The organism is Cyclobacterium sp. SYSU L10401, assembly GCF_010993705.1.
GTDB lineage: Bacteria > Bacteroidota > Bacteroidia > Cytophagales > Cyclobacteriaceae > Cyclobacterium.
On record NZ_WOFO01000008.1, the window covers coordinates 93,911 to 110,322 of the forward strand.

Annotated in this window: 16 protein-coding genes and 1 tRNA gene; 14 read left to right on the top strand and 3 right to left on the bottom strand. The window is 41.6% G+C overall.

The genetic code is table 11. The features are described 5' to 3' along the window. Positions 1-13 precede the first annotated feature (13 nt). From GL182_RS17760 to GL182_RS17815, 12 genes are all read left to right on the top strand, one after another. Positions 14-796 (top strand): TatD family hydrolase, encoded by a 783-nt coding sequence (locus GL182_RS17760; RefSeq protein ID WP_163381133.1) that lies wholly within the window; start codon positions 14-16, stop codon positions 794-796. Next, positions 786-1,862, top strand: coding sequence for an asparaginase (locus GL182_RS17765; RefSeq protein WP_163381134.1), 1,077 nt, complete (start codon positions 786-788; stop codon positions 1,860-1,862). Before GL182_RS17760 ends, GL182_RS17765 begins: the two co-directional genes overlap by 11 nt. A gap of 162 nt (positions 1,863-2,024) precedes the next feature. Next, positions 2,025-2,112 (top strand) — tRNA-Ser (locus tag GL182_RS17770). 299 nt (positions 2,113-2,411) lie between these two features. Then, positions 2,412-3,233, top strand: a complete 822-nt coding sequence (locus GL182_RS17775) for a MotA/TolQ/ExbB proton channel family protein (protein WP_163381135.1) — start codon at positions 2,412-2,414, stop codon at positions 3,231-3,233. Between the two features lie 59 nt (positions 3,234-3,292). Beyond that, on the top strand, positions 3,293-3,622 hold the full coding sequence (locus tag GL182_RS17780) for a hypothetical protein (protein ID WP_163381136.1): 330 nt from the start codon (positions 3,293-3,295) through the stop codon (positions 3,620-3,622). Then, positions 3,622-4,260 carry an ExbD/TolR family protein gene (locus GL182_RS17785; RefSeq protein ID WP_163381250.1) on the top strand — a complete coding sequence of 213 codons (639 nt, stop codon included), beginning with the start codon at positions 3,622-3,624 and terminating at the stop codon, positions 4,258-4,260. Before GL182_RS17780 ends, GL182_RS17785 begins: the two co-directional genes overlap by 1 nt. A 2-nt stretch (positions 4,261-4,262) precedes the next feature. After that, positions 4,263-4,727, top strand: a complete 465-nt coding sequence (locus tag GL182_RS17790) for an ExbD/TolR family protein (protein WP_163381137.1) — start codon at positions 4,263-4,265, stop codon at positions 4,725-4,727. Between the two features lie 141 nt (positions 4,728-4,868). Next, entirely contained in the window at positions 4,869-5,195 is a 327-nt protein-coding gene (locus GL182_RS17795; RefSeq protein ID WP_163381138.1) for a rhodanese-like domain-containing protein, read from the top strand. Positions 5,196-5,535: 340 nt separating this feature from the next. Further along, positions 5,536-6,957, top strand: coding sequence for an MBL fold metallo-hydrolase (locus GL182_RS17800; protein WP_163381139.1), 1,422 nt, complete (start codon positions 5,536-5,538; stop codon positions 6,955-6,957). A 102-nt stretch (positions 6,958-7,059) separates the two neighbouring features. Beyond that, entirely contained in the window at positions 7,060-8,469 is a 1,410-nt protein-coding gene (locus GL182_RS17805) for a hypothetical protein (RefSeq protein WP_205603684.1), read from the top strand. A gap of 24 nt (positions 8,470-8,493) precedes the next feature. Next, a complete protein-coding gene (locus GL182_RS17810; protein ID WP_163381140.1) occupies positions 8,494-9,075 on the top strand; it encodes a YeeE/YedE family protein in 582 nt (193 codons plus the stop codon). 186 nt (positions 9,076-9,261) lie between these two features. Next, on the top strand, positions 9,262-9,750 hold the full coding sequence (locus tag GL182_RS17815) for a DUF6691 family protein (RefSeq protein WP_163381141.1): 489 nt from the start codon (positions 9,262-9,264) through the stop codon (positions 9,748-9,750). A 42-nt stretch (positions 9,751-9,792) separates the two neighbouring features. On the opposite strand, the gene smc is transcribed toward GL182_RS17815, so the two are convergent. Both smc and GL182_RS17825 read right to left on the bottom strand, forming a co-directional pair. After that, positions 9,793-13,353, bottom strand: coding sequence for a chromosome segregation protein SMC (gene smc / locus GL182_RS17820; RefSeq protein ID WP_163381142.1), 3,561 nt, complete (start codon positions 13,351-13,353; stop codon positions 9,793-9,795). A 129-nt stretch (positions 13,354-13,482) separates the two neighbouring features. After that, the gene (locus GL182_RS17825) at positions 13,483-13,911 is read right to left on the bottom strand and encodes a response regulator (protein ID WP_163381143.1); all 429 of its coding nucleotides are present in this window, start codon (positions 13,909-13,911) and stop codon (positions 13,483-13,485) included. 657 nt (positions 13,912-14,568) lie between these two features. Between GL182_RS17825 and GL182_RS17830 the strand changes: the two genes are divergently transcribed. Continuing rightward, positions 14,569-15,036 carry a polymer-forming cytoskeletal protein gene (locus GL182_RS17830; RefSeq protein WP_163381144.1) on the top strand — a complete coding sequence of 156 codons (468 nt, stop codon included), beginning with the start codon at positions 14,569-14,571 and terminating at the stop codon, positions 15,034-15,036. A gap of 26 nt (positions 15,037-15,062) precedes the next feature. Here the strand turns inward: GL182_RS17830 and GL182_RS17835 are convergent, their stop codons facing one another. Continuing rightward, the gene (locus GL182_RS17835) at positions 15,063-15,602 is read right to left on the bottom strand and encodes a hypothetical protein (protein ID WP_163381145.1); all 540 of its coding nucleotides are present in this window, start codon (positions 15,600-15,602) and stop codon (positions 15,063-15,065) included. Positions 15,603-15,900: 298 nt separating this feature from the next. Between GL182_RS17835 and GL182_RS17840 the strand changes: the two genes are divergently transcribed. Further along, on the top strand, positions 15,901-16,398 hold the full coding sequence (locus tag GL182_RS17840) for a hypothetical protein (RefSeq protein ID WP_163381146.1): 498 nt from the start codon (positions 15,901-15,903) through the stop codon (positions 16,396-16,398). Positions 16,399-16,412 lie beyond the last annotated feature (14 nt).

Below are 16,412 nucleotides of genomic sequence, written 5' to 3' on the forward strand. Positions count from 1 at the left end.
AAATTATAAACAGATGAAATTCATAGAGACTCACGCCCATATATACAGTAAGAAATTTGATCAGGACCGGAATCAGGTTATCCAAAATGCCATTGAAGCAGGTATTGAGAAGATTTTTATGCCCAATATTGACCTGGAATCCATTGAGGGGATGCTGGCCGTAGAAAGGGATTTTCCCGGCGTTTGTTATCCCATGCTCGGGCTGCATCCCTGCGATGTAGGTGAAGACTTTGAAGCGCAGCTTGCGCAGATAGAGAGCTGGTGGAACAAACATGCTTTTTGTGCAGTTGGGGAAACCGGTATTGACCTTTACTGGGACAAGACCTACTTCGAGCAGCAGCAGGAATCGCTGAGAAGACACATCACCTGGGCAAAGGAAAAGCGGCTGCCCCTGATCCTGCATTGCAGGGAATCCATGGATGAAACCATAGCATTGGTCCAATCCATGAATGATGAGCGGCTGACGGGAATTTTCCACTGTTTTTCAGGAAGCCTGGAGCAGGCGAGAAGCATCACGGAGATGGGTTTCTATCTGGGTATTGGAGGCACGCTTACTTATAAGAACAGTGGGGTAGGGGAGGTCATTGCGGAGATGGGGCTGGGTCGGCTGGTTTTAGAAACCGATAGTCCCTACCTGGCTCCGGTTCCCTTCCGGGGAAAGCGCAATTCACCCGAATATATTCCTCATATTGCAGAAAAAATGGCTCATTTCACCGGTAAGTCTCTGGAGGAGGTAGCTGAAGTAACGAGAAGCAACGCCCTGCAGGTGTTCAAACAACATGCTCATGAATTATAAAATTGTCAGGTTAAATACAGCAGCCAAACAGGAAATTGAGCATGCGGTGCTGATCATTTACACAGGGGGTACGTTGGGGATGGCCTATGATGAGCAAGGTGCGCTGGTGCCTTTTAATTTCGGCAAGATTCTGGAAAAAATCCCCAACCTCAATAACCTTAACATAAGCATTACGGTCATTTCCTTTCCTGAGCCGATAGATTCCTCCAATATCAACCTGCAGCACTGGGTGGATATGGCTTATATCATCTATGAAAACTACGACACCTATGATGGTTTTGTGGTGCTGCATGGGACAGACACCATGGCCTACAGTGCTTCCATGCTCAGCTTTATGCTCAGGGGACTGAATAAACCGGTTATTTTTACCGGGGCACAACTCCCCATCAGTGCCATGCGCTCGGACGCCAGAGAGAACCTGATGACCTCTCTGGAAATTGCCATTTCCAAGGTGAATGGCAAACCGGTAGTACCTGAGGTCTGCATTTTTTTCAACCACATGCTGTTGCGGGGAAACCGGGCCAAGAAGGTACAGAGTGTACATTTTGATGCTTTTGAGTCTGAAAATTATCCGGCCCTGGCAGAATCAGGTATTGTCATCGATTACAATTATGCTTCCATACGACCGTATGAAGAGGGAAAAAAGCTCAAATACCTGAATAAATTGGATAACCATGTGATGGTATTGAAGTTATTTCCCGGAATCACCAAAAATGTGGTACAGCATTGTTTGCAAATAAAGGGATTGAAAGGGATGGTACTGGAAACTTACGGTTCTGGTAACAGCCCCAGTGAGGACTGGTTTATTCAAGCCATGGAAGCGGCGGTTGAAAAGGGGATGTTGATCCTGAATGTTTCGCAGTGCAATGGTGGAAGAGTGATTCAGGGCAGGTACCAGACCAGCAAAGACCTCAAAAGGGTGGGGGTTTTGAGCGGAGGGGACATTACTACTGAGGCGGCCGTCACCAAAATGATGTTTATTCTGGCCAATGAGACAGATGAAACCGAAATAAAGCGGAAGATGATGATGCCCCTGGCAGGAGAAATGTCGGTTTTGAGCCAGTGAATCCTTTCCGATCAAGGCTTTGACCATCAATCCCCTAGCTTTCATAGCCAAAAAGAATACTTTTAAACCATGTTTTTTTTCAATAATAAAGCGGGGAATTATTTGCATGGGCTGATTTTTATAATTTTATTTGTCGCTGCAAGAATGTTAAAAAAAACAATTAGAGAGGTGTCCGAGCGGTCGAAGGAGCACGCCTGGAAAGCGTGTATACCCCTAAAGGGTATCGAGGGTTCGAATCCCTTCCTCTCTACAGATTTCAGTAAGAAGCAATGGAAGATTGCTTTTATTAAATGGGATAAAGATAGTAATTACAATAAAAAGTTTGTTTTTATCCACTCAAATAGTGCGATTTCCATTTAAGTAAATTAAATTACATGTTCCATTCCATTAAAATACCTTGAAATCCTGTTTGATCAGCCAGGCTGGGAAGGATTTCTCAGAAATTATAATGGAATCATTTGCAATTTGAGTTGAAAAAATTATAACTTTAAAAACTTAATTCGAATTTAGAAACCGTTCAACCTTTAAAAGTCTATTAAAAACTACATTATGAAAAAGTTAATCGCTTTGTTCATGCTTTTCGGAATTTTATTCTCTCCGATGATCACAAAAGCACAAGAAGAAACAGAAGAAGCAGAAGCTGACACCACTGAAGAGGCTGCTGCCCCAGAACAAACAGCTCCGGAACCAGATCCAACACCAGCCATGACTGATGATGAAATTGTTGCCGAGGAGCAATCTTTTCATCAGGTTATAAAAGACAAATTCATTGAAGGAGATCCTACTTATATGACTCCTGTTTTGTTGTGTTTGATTTTAGGCTTAGCCGTTGCACTGGAAAGAATCATTACCCTGAATCTTTCTACTACCAATACCAAAAAGCTTTTGGCTAAGGTAGAGAGTGCATTGGAAGAAGGAGGAATTGAAGCTGCAAAGGATGTAACCAAAAGCACCAGAGGACCAGTAGCTTCTATCTTTACACAAGGTCTGATGCGGTACTCTGAAGGTATCGACATGGTGGAGAAATCCATTATTGCCTACGGATCAGTAGAAATGGGCCGCCTGGAAAAAGGTTTGGTATGGATTTCCCTGTTTATCTCCCTGGCTCCTATGTTGGGTTTCATGGGTACGGTAATTGGTATGATTGGTGCCTTTGACTCGATTGAAGCAGCTGGAGATATTTCTCCTTCATTGGTTGCTGGTGGTATTAAGATTGCCCTTTTGACTACGGTTGCCGGTTTGATCGTTGCCATTATCCTTCAGTTGTTTTACAACTATTGCGTAGCGAAAATCGATTCTATCGTAAACGATATGGAAGATGCGTCTATCAGCTTAGTAGACATTTTGGTAAGGCATAAATTGACCAGGTAATACTGGTCATTTTGTTTTTACTGTTAAAATGATTTATTTCACTTAAGAATTAAGATAAAATGGATACTACTGATATATTTTTATATGCAGGGTACTTGCTGATCATCGTTGGAGCGATATTTGCCATACTTATGCCTTTGATCAAGTCTTTTGGTGACCCCAAGAGTTTATTGAAAACCGTTATAGGTGTGGTGGTGATCGGTGCCTTGTTTGGCATCGCCTATTCCTCAGCAAGCGGTGAAGTTGCAGCCAAATACGCTGCAGACCCTTTTAATATTACAACAGAGGGTGCAAAGATGGTAGGTGGCGTACTGATTACAGTATATGCACTTGCTATACTTGCAATCTTTGGGATTGTAGTTACAGAAATCACTAAAATAGTTAAATAATTATGGGCAAGAGAGGTAGAATGAGTCAGGAGGTAAATGCAGGGTCGATGGCGGACATCGCCTTTTTGCTTCTTATCTTCTTTCTCGTAACCACGACAATCGCTTCGGATAAGGGTATCATGAATATCCTTCCTCCCAAGCAGGATCCGAACCAACCACCTCCTGAGGTGGAGTTGAATGAGCGGAATATTTTCAATATTCTGATTAATGCCAATGATGACCTATTGATTGAAGGAGAGTTTCGTAACAGTTCTGACGGTCTTTCCGAGGAGATCAAGTCTTTCGTTATGAATTTTGGCAACCCCGATGAAGATGCGGTGGAATTGTTTAATAGCCTTCCCCCTTCCCTAAGGGGCTTGGCCAATCAAGATCCGGAATCCTCAGATCATCCCATGTCCGGTGGTGCTGTAATTTCAATCAAAACCAATAGGGGTACTGGTTATGAAAAGTATTTGGAGGTTTTGGATGAAGTAAAAAAAGCCTATTTCGAAATCTACGGTGAGCGGGTTGGGCTATCTGGTGAAGAATACCGGGCACTTACCGGTCAATCTGCTGCTGAAAGGGAGCTGATGGACAGGGGTAAGGAGAATCTTCCCATGGCCATATCTATTGCGGAACCTGATAAAATCGGAAGCTAATTATGTCAAAGTTTAAAAAGAAAACCAAAGCGGAAACCAATATTCCTACCTCTGCCTTGCCGGATATCATTTTCATGTTGTTGTTCTTCTTTATGGTTACAACAGTATTGAGAGAGCAGGAAATATTGGTTGAGCAGAAGATTCCTCAGGCTACCCAACTTCAGAAAATTCAAAAGAAAACCTTGATTTCTTATCTGTATGTGGGGCAACCAAAGAATACTTCTTTGTATGGTACGGAGCCAAGAATTCAGGCAAACGATGTGCTGATCAATACCTCGGATATTGTACTCTGGGTAAATCAGGAAAAAGATAACCTCTCTGAAGCTGAAAGAGACCAGATCTGGATTTCTCTCAAGGCTGATAGGGATGTGAAGATGGGCCCCATTAGTGATATTCAATTTGAATTAAGAGAAGCAGATGCCAGAAAACTGATGTATGCCTCTGTAGGAAGAGTTGAAAATAATTGATCCACATCTAACCTGACATGATCATTTACAGCTGTCCGTATGGGCAGCTTTTTTTTTGCCTTAATGGCTAATGTGATAAAAATTACTTTTTCTGCTGCTTTCTTCCCCTACTTTTGTTGTGTCACTTAACAAAAGAAGAAAATGTTTAATCTATTTCATAAACAAACAAAGCAGTATTCAGATCTCAATGCTGAAGAGTTTCACCAGGGTATGCAGGATAAGGATGCCGTTGTCATCGATGTGAGAACGACAGGTGAATTTAACGGAGGAAAGTTACCCAAAGCCAGGAACCTGGATATGATGTCACCTAACTTCAAACAGCAAATTCAAAACCTGCCCAAAGACAAAGCCTACTACCTGTATTGCAGGAGCGGAAACAGAAGTGGTCATGCCTGTGCGATGATGGCAGATTTAGGGTTTAAAGAAGTTTATAACCTGGCAGGTGGAATCATTTCCTGGCCCTACTGATGGTCTTATGTGACCAAAGTCCTATAAATCAGGGATAAAATGGTTTTATTTTGTGTTAATTATTACCAACGATTAAAGGCCATGAAGTCAGGCATTAGGGAGGCAGTACAAAGGGATGCCCTGCCAGTCCCGTTGATCCTGAGGGCATAAGTAGGCTCTCAGGAATTCAGTCAGGGAAAGGCTATGCATCCTTTGGGTGCACGACAATGTATGACCAAAAAAACAAAAAATTATAAGCAAATGAAATCGACACGATTAAAATCATCATTAAACACACAGGGCAATGATTATTTTAATCGTCAAAGATTCCATCTGACCAATAAAAAAAAATTATAAACAGATGAAAATAGAACAAATTTATACCGGTTGTCTGGCTCAGGGAGCCTATTACATTGAATCCAACGGAGAAGCGGCTATTGTGGATCCCCTAAGGGAGGTACAGCCTTATATCGAAAAAGCAGAACGGAATGGAGCTACCATCAAATACATATTTGAAACCCATTTTCATGCCGATTTCGTATCAGGTCACCAGGATTTATCCGCCAAAACAGGCGCTAAAATAGTATTCGGTCCTACAGAAATGGCCATGGGTTTTGATGCGATTGTTGCCAAGGATAATCAGATTTTCAAATTGGGAGGTGCTTCCATCAAAGTGATCCATACCCCAGGTCATACCATGGAAAGTTCGGTGTTTTTATTGACAGATGAGGAGGGAAAAGATGTCGCCTTATTTACTGGAGACACTTTATTTATCGGGGATGTGGGTAGACCTGACCTGGCTCAGAAAGTAATCAAAGACCTGACACAGGAAAAGCTGGCAGCCCATTTATACGATTCCCTGCGGGAGAAGATCATGCCACTGCCCGATCACCTGATCGTCTATCCCGCCCATGGAGCAGGAAGTGCTTGTGGGAAAAACATGAGTAAAGAGACCAGTGATACCTTGGGAAATCAAAAGAAGACGAACTATGCATTGCAGGAAATGTCGAAGGAAGCATTTATTCAAGAGGTCCTTACTGGCCTCACCCCTCCGCCGGCTTATTTCCCTCAAAATGTGTTGATGAATATTCAGGGATATGACAGCATTGATTCGGTGTTGGACAGGGGCCAACAGGCGTTATCACCTGCTGCTTTTGAAGCGGCGGCCAATGAGACAGGTGCTGTGGTGTTGGATACCCGGGCGCCGGAGCAATTTGCCAAAGGCTTTATTCCCAATGCCATCAATATAGGGATCGATGGAAGTTTTGCCGTTTGGGTCGGTACTTTAATTCCTGATGTAAAGCAAGAAATTCTGGTGGTAGCGGATGAAGGCAGGGAGGAAGAAGTCATCACCCGCCTGGCAAGGGTAGGATATGACCATGCCCTGGGATACCTGAAAGGGGGGGTAGATGCCTGGAAAAAGTCCGGAAAAGATTTGGACCATATTTCAGTTGTTTCAGTTGAGGAATTGGCTGCTCTGACTGATAAAGTGAAAGATATCAAAATTTTGGATGTCAGAAAGGCCAGCGAACACCAAAGCGAACACCTGATAGGTGCAGAAAATTTACCGCTGGATTATATCAACGAAAATATGGCCGAGATCGACAAGGAGAAACCTTATTACGTGCACTGTGCCGGAGGTTATCGGTCCATGATCTTCAATTCGGTATTGAGAGCAAGAGGATATGAGAATCTGGTAGACATTCAGGGTGGATTTGATGCCATAAAAGCATCAGGTAAGTTTCCGGTGAGTGATTACGTTTGTCCTACTACCTTATTATAGGCGCATTTTTGGTTGATGTGTTGGTTAATGGCAGGACCTGGTTTCCTGCCATTTTTATAACCTTCATCCTGAGGTGACAATTATCACAATAATAAGCAAAAAATGAAAGGTTATATCCACTGTTTTCCGGCCTGCTTGCTATTTGGATGGTTACTTTCATTCGGATTTTCTGTACAAGCACAAGAGGGAAGTTATGATTCAGCGATTCATTTTGAGAATGGGAATCTGGCCTCTTTCGTAAAGAGTGGTGAATTTGATTTCCACATGCGTAGCTTTTTCATGCAAACCCTGAATAAAGGAGAATTGGTTGATTATGCTACCTGGGGTTTAGGCGGAGGTATGGGATATTACAGTCCTTCTTTTAAGGGTTTCCATGTGGGTTTTAGTGGGTTCTTTGTCTTTCAGCTTTATGAGCAAAACCTGAGGAAAATTGATCCCACTACGGGATCTAATAACCGGTATGAAATCCTGCTTTATGACATGAACGATTTTGAAAACAGCAAGGATTTGGATCGCCTGGAAGAACTTTACTTAAGTTATTTGAAAGGGGGGTTTAAGGCAACCTACGGAAGGCAAAAAATCAATACACCTTTGCTCAATGAGCAGGATAACAGGATGCGGCCCAATTTATTCAGTGGCTTAACCTTACGATACAGAGCCTCTGATTGGAAATATACCCTTGGCTGGTATGATCATGTGACCATGAGGGGTACCGTTGATTGGTATGGAGTTGGGGAGTCTTTTGGTGTATATCCATTTGGTAGAAATGTTTCCGGAGCAGCGTCTGCTTATAAAGGTAATATTCATTCGAAAGGAATCGGACTGGCCGGTATTTCGAATAACCACGAGAAGCTGGGGCATTTTCAGTATTGGAGTTATCTTGCCGAGAATGTTTTCCAATTGCAGTTTGGACAATGGGATAAACATTTTTCCCGCGGGAAGCTAACCTTTAATGTTGGTTTGCAGGGTTTCTACCAGGGAGCCCTGGGTTTTGGAGGAAATCAGGATCCCGACAAAACCTATATGCTTGCCGGGGAAAAAAGTCAGGGTTTTGGAATGAAGCTTGGATTGACTGATAGCCAACAAAGTATTTCTTTTAATCTGCTTCGCATTGCCGACAATGGGAGGTTTTTATTCCCGCGGGAATGGGGCCGGGAGCAGTTTTTTGCCAGCCTTCCAAGGGAAAGATTTGAAGGAAACGGTGATCTTACTGCTTTAGCAGTTAAGTATAACTGGACACCCAGTGATCGATTGCTCCGTGGAAACCTGGGCATGAGCCTGGTGTCTGCTTCGGATACAGACAATTACCGGTTGAATAAATATGGCGTACCTTCATACTTTCATTTCTCCGGAGGGCTTGATTTACCTTTGGAAGGGTATTTGGAAGGAATGGATTTAAAATTCCTGTTGGTAAACAAAACGGCAAGTTCTCCTAAAAAAATCACAGAATTGAGCCGTATCAACAGGGTGGATTTATGGAACATTAATTTTATCGTTGATTATAGATTTTAAAAAAACAATTAAAAAAGAAAAAAAATGGAACAATTAATAGAATGGATCAAGCAGCCCTGGCCATGGTATATAGCCGGGCCCCTGATAGGATTGACCGTACCTGCATTATTGATCATAGGGAATAAATCCTTTGGTATTTCCTCTTCCCTGAGGCATGCCTGTGCCGCTTGTATCCCAGCCAAGATTCCCTTTTTCCAATACGATTGGAAGAAGGAAACCTGGAATATGCTGTTTGTTTTGGGTATATTTTTGGGTGGAATAATTGCAGCTGTATTTCTTTCCAATCCAGACGCAATAGTGGTGGCAGAAAGCACCCAGGAGGATCTGGCCCAATTGGGAATTACGGATTTCAGAAACCTGCTTCCGGCAGATATCTTTAGCTGGAGCAACCTATTTACGTTAAAGGGCTTATTCTTTTTCGTTATTGGCGGTTTTCTGGTGGGATTTGGAACCCGGTATGCCGGCGGTTGTACTTCGGGGCATGCGATCATGGGGATCAGTAACCTTCAATGGCCTTCATTGCTGGCCACAACATTCTTTATGTTGGGAGGTTTTGCCATGACTCACCTGATTCTTCCCTACATCATGCAGTGGGTTGGTTTTTAATCAAGGACCAGGGATCAGGGATAGAAAGTTAAGGAATGAAGGCCTCAAAGGTAATTTAACAGTGGGACAGGTTTCCAAACGGTCCTGGTGGCCATTAATAAAATGCTGCCATCCGAATTTGGGCCGGGCCATAAGGAAGCATACTTCATATAATTCATTAAACAAAAGATTTCAATTCAATATAAAATGAAAGTAAAGGAAAAAATCGAAACCAATCCGCAGGAATGCGAAGCACCCAATATGAGGAAATCCGGTGAGTCCGGATGGAATCTCCTGAGGTACCTGATCGTAGGTGTTTTGTTTGGGATAATATTTGTCAAAGCTGAGGTCATTTCCTGGTTTCGGATTCAGGAAATGTTCAGGCTACAGTCGTTCTTTATGTATGGTGTAATTGGTTCCGCCATCCTGGTAGGGATCATCTCCATACAAATCATCAAAAGGTTTGGCATCAAAACATTAAGCGGAGAGCCCATCAAGATTGCAGATAAGGAATTCAGGAAAGGACAGGTGATAGGAGGCTTTATCTTTGGCCTGGGTTGGGCACTGACAGGTGCATGCCCCGGACCATTATTTGCGCAAATCGGGTCGGGTTTCTCAGTAGTACTCGTGACCTTACTTAGTGCCATAGCCGGAACCTGGGTATATGGTAGGTTTGCCGATAAATTACCAAACTAAAGGGACTAAGGCCGGACAAGCTGTAAAAGCGGTCCGGCTTTTTTATATTTCCTCCCCGTCATTTTCCACCAATTCCCGAAGGTCTACAGGGACCACCCTTGAAATACCTGCTTCTATCATGGTAATACCATAGATGATGTCTGTGCTGGCCATGGTTCTTTTATTGTGGGTGACGATAATGAATTGGGATTCATTGGAAAATTTCTGAATGATCTGATTGAATTTATCAATATTGGCATCATCCAATGGCGCATCCACTTCATCAAAAATACAAAAAGGAGCAGGTTTCAACAGGTAGATGGAGAATAGCAGCGAGGTGGCCGTCAGGGTCTTTTCTCCTCCGGAAAGCTGATTGATAGACAAGGGCCTTTTTCCCTTGGGTTTGGCAATGATTTCAATGCTGCTTTCCAGGGGTTGGTCGGGGTCGGCCAGTTTCAGGTCACAATCATCTTCTTCCGTAAAAAGGGAGCGGAAGACCTTGACAAAATTGGCTTTAATTTTTTCAAAGGCATCCAGGAAAGTCTCCCTGGCCACCTGGTCGATTTCATTGATGGTAGTGACTAGCGATGCCTTGGCTTCCTGCAGATCATCTCTTTGTTCGGTGATAAAGGTGTGCCTTTCTTTGATTTCATCATAAGCTTCCATGGCCATGGGATTTACCGGGCCCATTTTTTCAAGTTTTTGCCTGGCTTTGCCGACCTCCTCTTTGATAAATGCCTCCTCTTTACCTTCAAATTGGGCATCCAGTTCCGGCTCCTCTTTCATCATTTGGTCCAGGTCAATTTCAAACTCCACACTTAACCTCTCCTTTAGGCCATTGAGCTTGAGGTTGATCTCATTGGCCGCCTGTTGTAATTCCATTACCAGGTTATCCACTTGTTCTTTGCGTTTCTGGATTTCCCGTATGGCCTTTTCTGCCTCGTCTATTTCACCCCGGACGGCATAATAATCTTTTTCAGCTTCATTGACGCCCTTCTCTATGTCTTCTTTTTCACCATAAAGTTCAATGAGCTCATCATCTTTGACCTCATTGTTGTCAATCAGGGATTTGATCTCCTGGTCTGTGCGACTCATTTCCAGTTGGGCCGTTTCAATCCGTTCCTTGCTGTTTTCGAAGGTGCTTTGTTTGAAACCTATTTCCTGCTCTATGCTTTGCAGCTTGTTCAGGTGTTGGTGGTATTGAATATTTTCTTCGTTGTATTGTGAAGAGCGAAGGGAAAGATCTTCTGCCGCCTCCTGTAAGGTCAGGTTAATTTCATTGATTTCCTCCTCCAGATTGGCAAAATCTTCCTTTTCACTGGCCAGCTGTGGTACCAGTGCCTCCAACTCTTCGGTTAGCTGGAACAGTCTTTCCTGTATGTCTTCCTTTTTATTGGCATTGGAGGAAAGCATTTCCGCCAATTGCTCTTTTTTAGTTTTCAGTGAAATGTATTCCTGATTCAGCTCATTGACTATTTTTTGTTTTTCCTCCAGTGGCTGCTTGAAATTAATCGCTTTTAATTTGGAAACCTCTGCGTTCTTTTTATCAAGATTGGTTCGGACTTCACTGATCTTTTTCTGCAGGGACTTGATGTCTTTGTCGAGTTTTTCCAGGTTCTTAGCCCTGCCTATCCTTTTTCCTTCAAACAAGCCGACAGAGCCTCCTGAGATGGTGAATTGGCGGTCAATAAATTTACCGCTTTCTGTAATAAAAATGGCTTCCTGAGACTTAGGGACCTGGTGTATGTCACCATTGAAAATGTATACATCGTCCAACAGGTAGGCTATAAGGGGCGCATATTTGGAATCGTATTCAATAATTTCGGTAGCTGCCACGGCATCAGAAAACAGTTTGTTCTGAGAGGGCCGGAATTTTTCAAACCTGTCTAAAACGAAAAAATGTGCCTTACCTTTTCCTGCATCACTCAATAATTTCACTGCTTCAATGGCTTCCTTATCCGTTTCAACCACATAATAGTTCATGTAGTTTTCCAGAAAATTTTCTATGGTGACCCTGTATTTTTCATCTGTGGTCAGTATATCGGAAAGCAGCGGTTTGTTTTTTCCCCAACTGCTGTTTTTCTTTAAAAATTTAATGGCCTCCGGAAAGCCTTCCAGGTTATCCACCAGAGATTTGGTAAGCTGATATTCGTTACTTTTGGCATCCAGCTTCCGGTTGATCTGGGTCAATTCCTCACGGATAAGATCCAGGGTACGGCTCGCATCCTCCTGTTTCAGTTGATGGCTTTCTTCTTCCGACTTAATCTGCTGTAATTCCTTGTTTTCTCCCTCTAATTGATGTTGTATGGATTTTAAACTTTCAGTAAATCCGGCCAGATTTTCCACCTGGCTGCTGTCATCTGTTGCCGTTTTTTCCAGCTCTTGCCTGAGGCTATTCAATTGAATCTGTTTTATCTCCTGGCTTTTTGTGAGCTGATACATCTCGTCCCTTTTTCGGGAAAAGGTGCTTTGGAGGACTTTTTGTTGCTCTTGCTGGGTATTGTGCTGTATCTTTTTTTCCTCGTAGATCGCTTTTAGCTCCTGGACAAGTTGCTCTTTTTCTGCAATCAGTTTTTCAGCAACTTGTTTTTCCTGTTCCAAAGACTTTATACTGAACCCTGCTCTTTCATTGCTTTTTTTATCCTGTTCGATCTGGGTCCTGAGTTGTTCGGATTTATCCTGAAGAAAGCGCAACCGCTCGTTTTTAATTTTTTTGTCACTTTCAAACTGACGGATTTTCAGGACATGTTCATTAAGTGCCTTTTGTCGGGAACCCAGGAGCTTCTCCTTATTCACCATTCCTGACTTCAGTGCTTCCAGAGCAGCTTCCTTTGCAGCAATGCCTGAATTAAGTTGTATTTTTTGATCACTTTCTGCTTCCAGCTTCTGGTTGATGCTGATCAGGGCATCACTTTGGTCTTTTACGCTTTTTTTGGCCAGCGCGATGCTTAATGACTTGTATTCTTGTTTAAGTTCGAAATAGCGTACTGCTTGCCTGGCCTGCTTTTCCAGGGATTTCAGGTTTTTTTCTATTTCAAACAAGAGGTCCTCAACCCGGTCCAGATCGGCATCGGTATCCTCAAGTTTCCTTAAGGTCTCTTTTTTTCTGGTTTTAAATTTGGAGATTCCGGCCGCCTCTTCGAACAGGTCTCTTCTCGAATTGTTTTTATCGTTGAGCAACTCATCGATCATTTTCAATTCAATGATTGCATAGCTGTTTGAATTGATGCCGGTATCTAAAAATAAGTTGGTGATGTCTTTAAGCCGACAGGTTACCCCATTCAGCAGGTATTCGCTTTCTCCGGAACGGTAGTACCTCCTGGTGATGGTCACATGGGTGTATTCGGTCGGCAGCAGGTTTTTGGTGTTTTCAAAAGTCAGGGAGACCTCTGCCATGTTGAGTGGTTTACGGTTTTTAGTCCCATTAAAAATGACATTCTCCATCTTGTCCGAGCGCAGCATCCTGGTTTTTTGCTCGCCCAGTACCCATCGGATAGCATCTACCACATTGGATTTCCCACAGCCATTGGGCCCTACAATACCAGTGATACCTTTATCAAAATGGATCAATACTTTATCACCGAAACTTTTAAAGCCTCTTATCTCAAGTTTGGAAAGCTGCATGCAGGTTCATTTAGTGCCAAACAAATTTAACCCAATCCGGTCAATTTGCAAGAAAGGAGGAAGGCAGATATCAAATAAAAATTAGCCTGAAACCATGGCCCTGGAGATGGTATAGCTGTTGGGTCTCTCTCAGTTGATGGTGTCTTTGTTTTTGGTAATGACGATATTTTTATCAAAGAGATTATAAATCTCCGTAAATACCTGTGGATAGACTGGTTTTTCAAGATAACCGATTACCTGGGGGTATTTGTTGGATTTCGCTTTATCTGCAGGATCAGTAGATGAGGTTACCATTACTACCTGGATCTTATTTTTATAGGTTTTTTCTTGTAGCAATTCCAAAAAAGACCATCCATCCATGACCGGCATATTGATATCCAGAAATACCAAAATGGTATCAAAATCATCTTTCCTGTTTTCCAAAATCTGAAAGGCCAGTTTACCATTTTCAGAGGTATGTATCGGACCATCAATGGGAGATGTTTTGACTATTTTTTTAATATAATGAAGGGTCAAAATATCATCATCTACTATTATGGTTTCAAGTTTCTGTTTCATGCTGCAAATTTATTTAACCCGGAAATCCCAGCTTTTAAAATTAAATCTTCTGTCTTTCGAATTTATGACTTAATACAAGATAAACAAAACCGAATTTAAAAAAATAAGGTTGAAATTCAAAAAAATAACCTGAATGCAGATATATATAATTCTTGAAATAATAAGTATAATTTAATACGGTTTTGAAGAAATGAAATGAACCCCCTTATTCCAAATGTTTCCAATAAAATGTGGTTTATAGGTGGAGAATATTCACTGGTGATTTTTTTAAACTAACAGGGTAAATTCAATAATATTTTTGGGGTCAGAATAATCTTTTCAATAAAATGCATTTAAAAAGGGCATTAGTGGGCTTCATATTCGTCTCTTTTAATCAGTCAAATTAAATCTTAGAAAAAGTATAAAAGTAATTAGCCCTATTTTGTTTATTGTTTTCCTATTGCCACTTTATTAGTTTATAACAGCAATGAAAAAGTAATATTCAAAAATATATACGGTAAAAATTATTTAAATTACTTGAAAATGCTTTGTAAAAATATTTCTTGGACCTGATTTTTTAATCGGTTATATTTAAAATATAATTAGAGAATATTGGATTATTTAAACTATATACTTTATTCACTTAAAAGCAGTTTTTAACTAAAAAAAGAAAAAATCATGTGGACCTCAGAAAAAAAATCTAACCCTGCTATGGATGGACCAAGTTCAACCTCCTTTTTTGCTCCAGGGTTCAGGATGATTGGAGACATCGATTCCAGCAACGATATCCGCGTCGAAGGAATCATTCAGGGAAACCTAACTACTACAAAAAGGGTGATCGTAGGAACGACGGGTCAGATCATTGGAAATGTCAAGGCCAGTCACATTTCAATATTAGGTGAAGTGGTAGGTGAGGTGATGGCCACAGATATTACCATCATCGGCGAAACAGGAGTCGTTCATGGTACCGTCATTACCAATAAGATTAAAGTTGAAACAGGTGCGGAAGTGGAGGCTTGTATCAAGAAATACAGTGATAAAAAAGAATCGAATAAGGGTGAAAAAGAGGAAAGTAAAAGTAAAGTCGGTAAAATAACAGAAAACAGCTTACAGCCCCAACTGATCAAAGAAGCCCTTGATAATTAATGGTGAACGGTAAAAGTGCTAAGGGATCAACTTTCCCTTAGCACCTTATTTTTCTGAAAATTTTGTTCTCTCAAAACCAATTCAGAGGCCAGTTCCGCAATTTTTTCCAGGCTTCGGGCTTCTGGTTGGGTACCATTTAGTATCGCTTGAGTAGTTCCATTTTCATCCAGGAAATAGACCGGGTTTTTCAAGTCAATTTTTTCCGGTAAATCCTTTTCCAGACACTCTCTGGGCTCATTTTCCGTTTGGTAAAATATAGGGAAAACCAAGTCATCCTTGATATAGGAGTTGAGCCAGTTTACAGATGTCAGGTGCTCTTCGAATGACCTCCTGTTAAACCCAATCAAGTGAAAATTCATGTCTTTCAACGTTTTCAGTGTCTGTAGAAACTTTTTTTTGTCTGCAGCACCCGCTGGAATCATTTCTGAGGGATTGATGTATACAATCGTCCTTTTATTCCTTATCATAGACTTTAAATATACATTTCCGTAATGCGTTTTCACCAGTAGATTTGGGAAATCTATCCGCATCTCAATCAGTGGAGGTATTACTTCTTTCGTTTTCATCTCAGTATAGGGTTAATGTATTCAATTATGATAGCTGGTTTTTGTATTATGAATATAAAAAAAATAAATTGAAATATTATAGGATATTTTCACTTTCCTATTGAAAACTGATTTAAATCATATAATTATCTAATTGGTTTGACGATCCTTTGGCTGATTCAGGGTCGCTGTATTTCTCGACTCTGAATCTCGGTAACGCACATCTGCATTTAATTTGAATTCATCTCCACAAATGATTGGCATTAATTACCCTTGTAACGATTAATTTTTGTAAATTCATTTTTTAATCAAGCGCACCATGGATTCAGGAACGATATTCTATATCATTGCCATCATCATTTATTTTCTTTACACCACTTTTGCAAAAAAGAAAACACCGGATATGGAGAATGATCCGGAAGTAACGGAAAAGCCTCCACAGAAAGGCCCATCATTTGAAGAGTTGCTCAGGGAGATCCGGAATGATCAGTCTGAGAGAGAAAGGGACCTGGAGTATGATGATGAAGTGATTGTGGAGGAAAAGCCGGTGGTTTCAAAAAAGCCTGCTCCACCTGAGCCTGTGGTACTACCTGAGGAAGAGGGTGCTTACAAGGATCCTTACCGGGATATCAGACAACCTATGGTAAAATTGGATGATCAGGTAGACCTGGAAGATGACCAAAAGATTCTCGGGGAAGTGGTGGATGTAGCAGAGGAGTATTCAGGAAGAAGCAAATATGCCAGGATTTTGAAAAACACCGAATCTGCCAGAGATGCGGTGATTTTGACCGAAATTTTCAATAGAAGGCATTTCTAAAATCCTGTTAACGA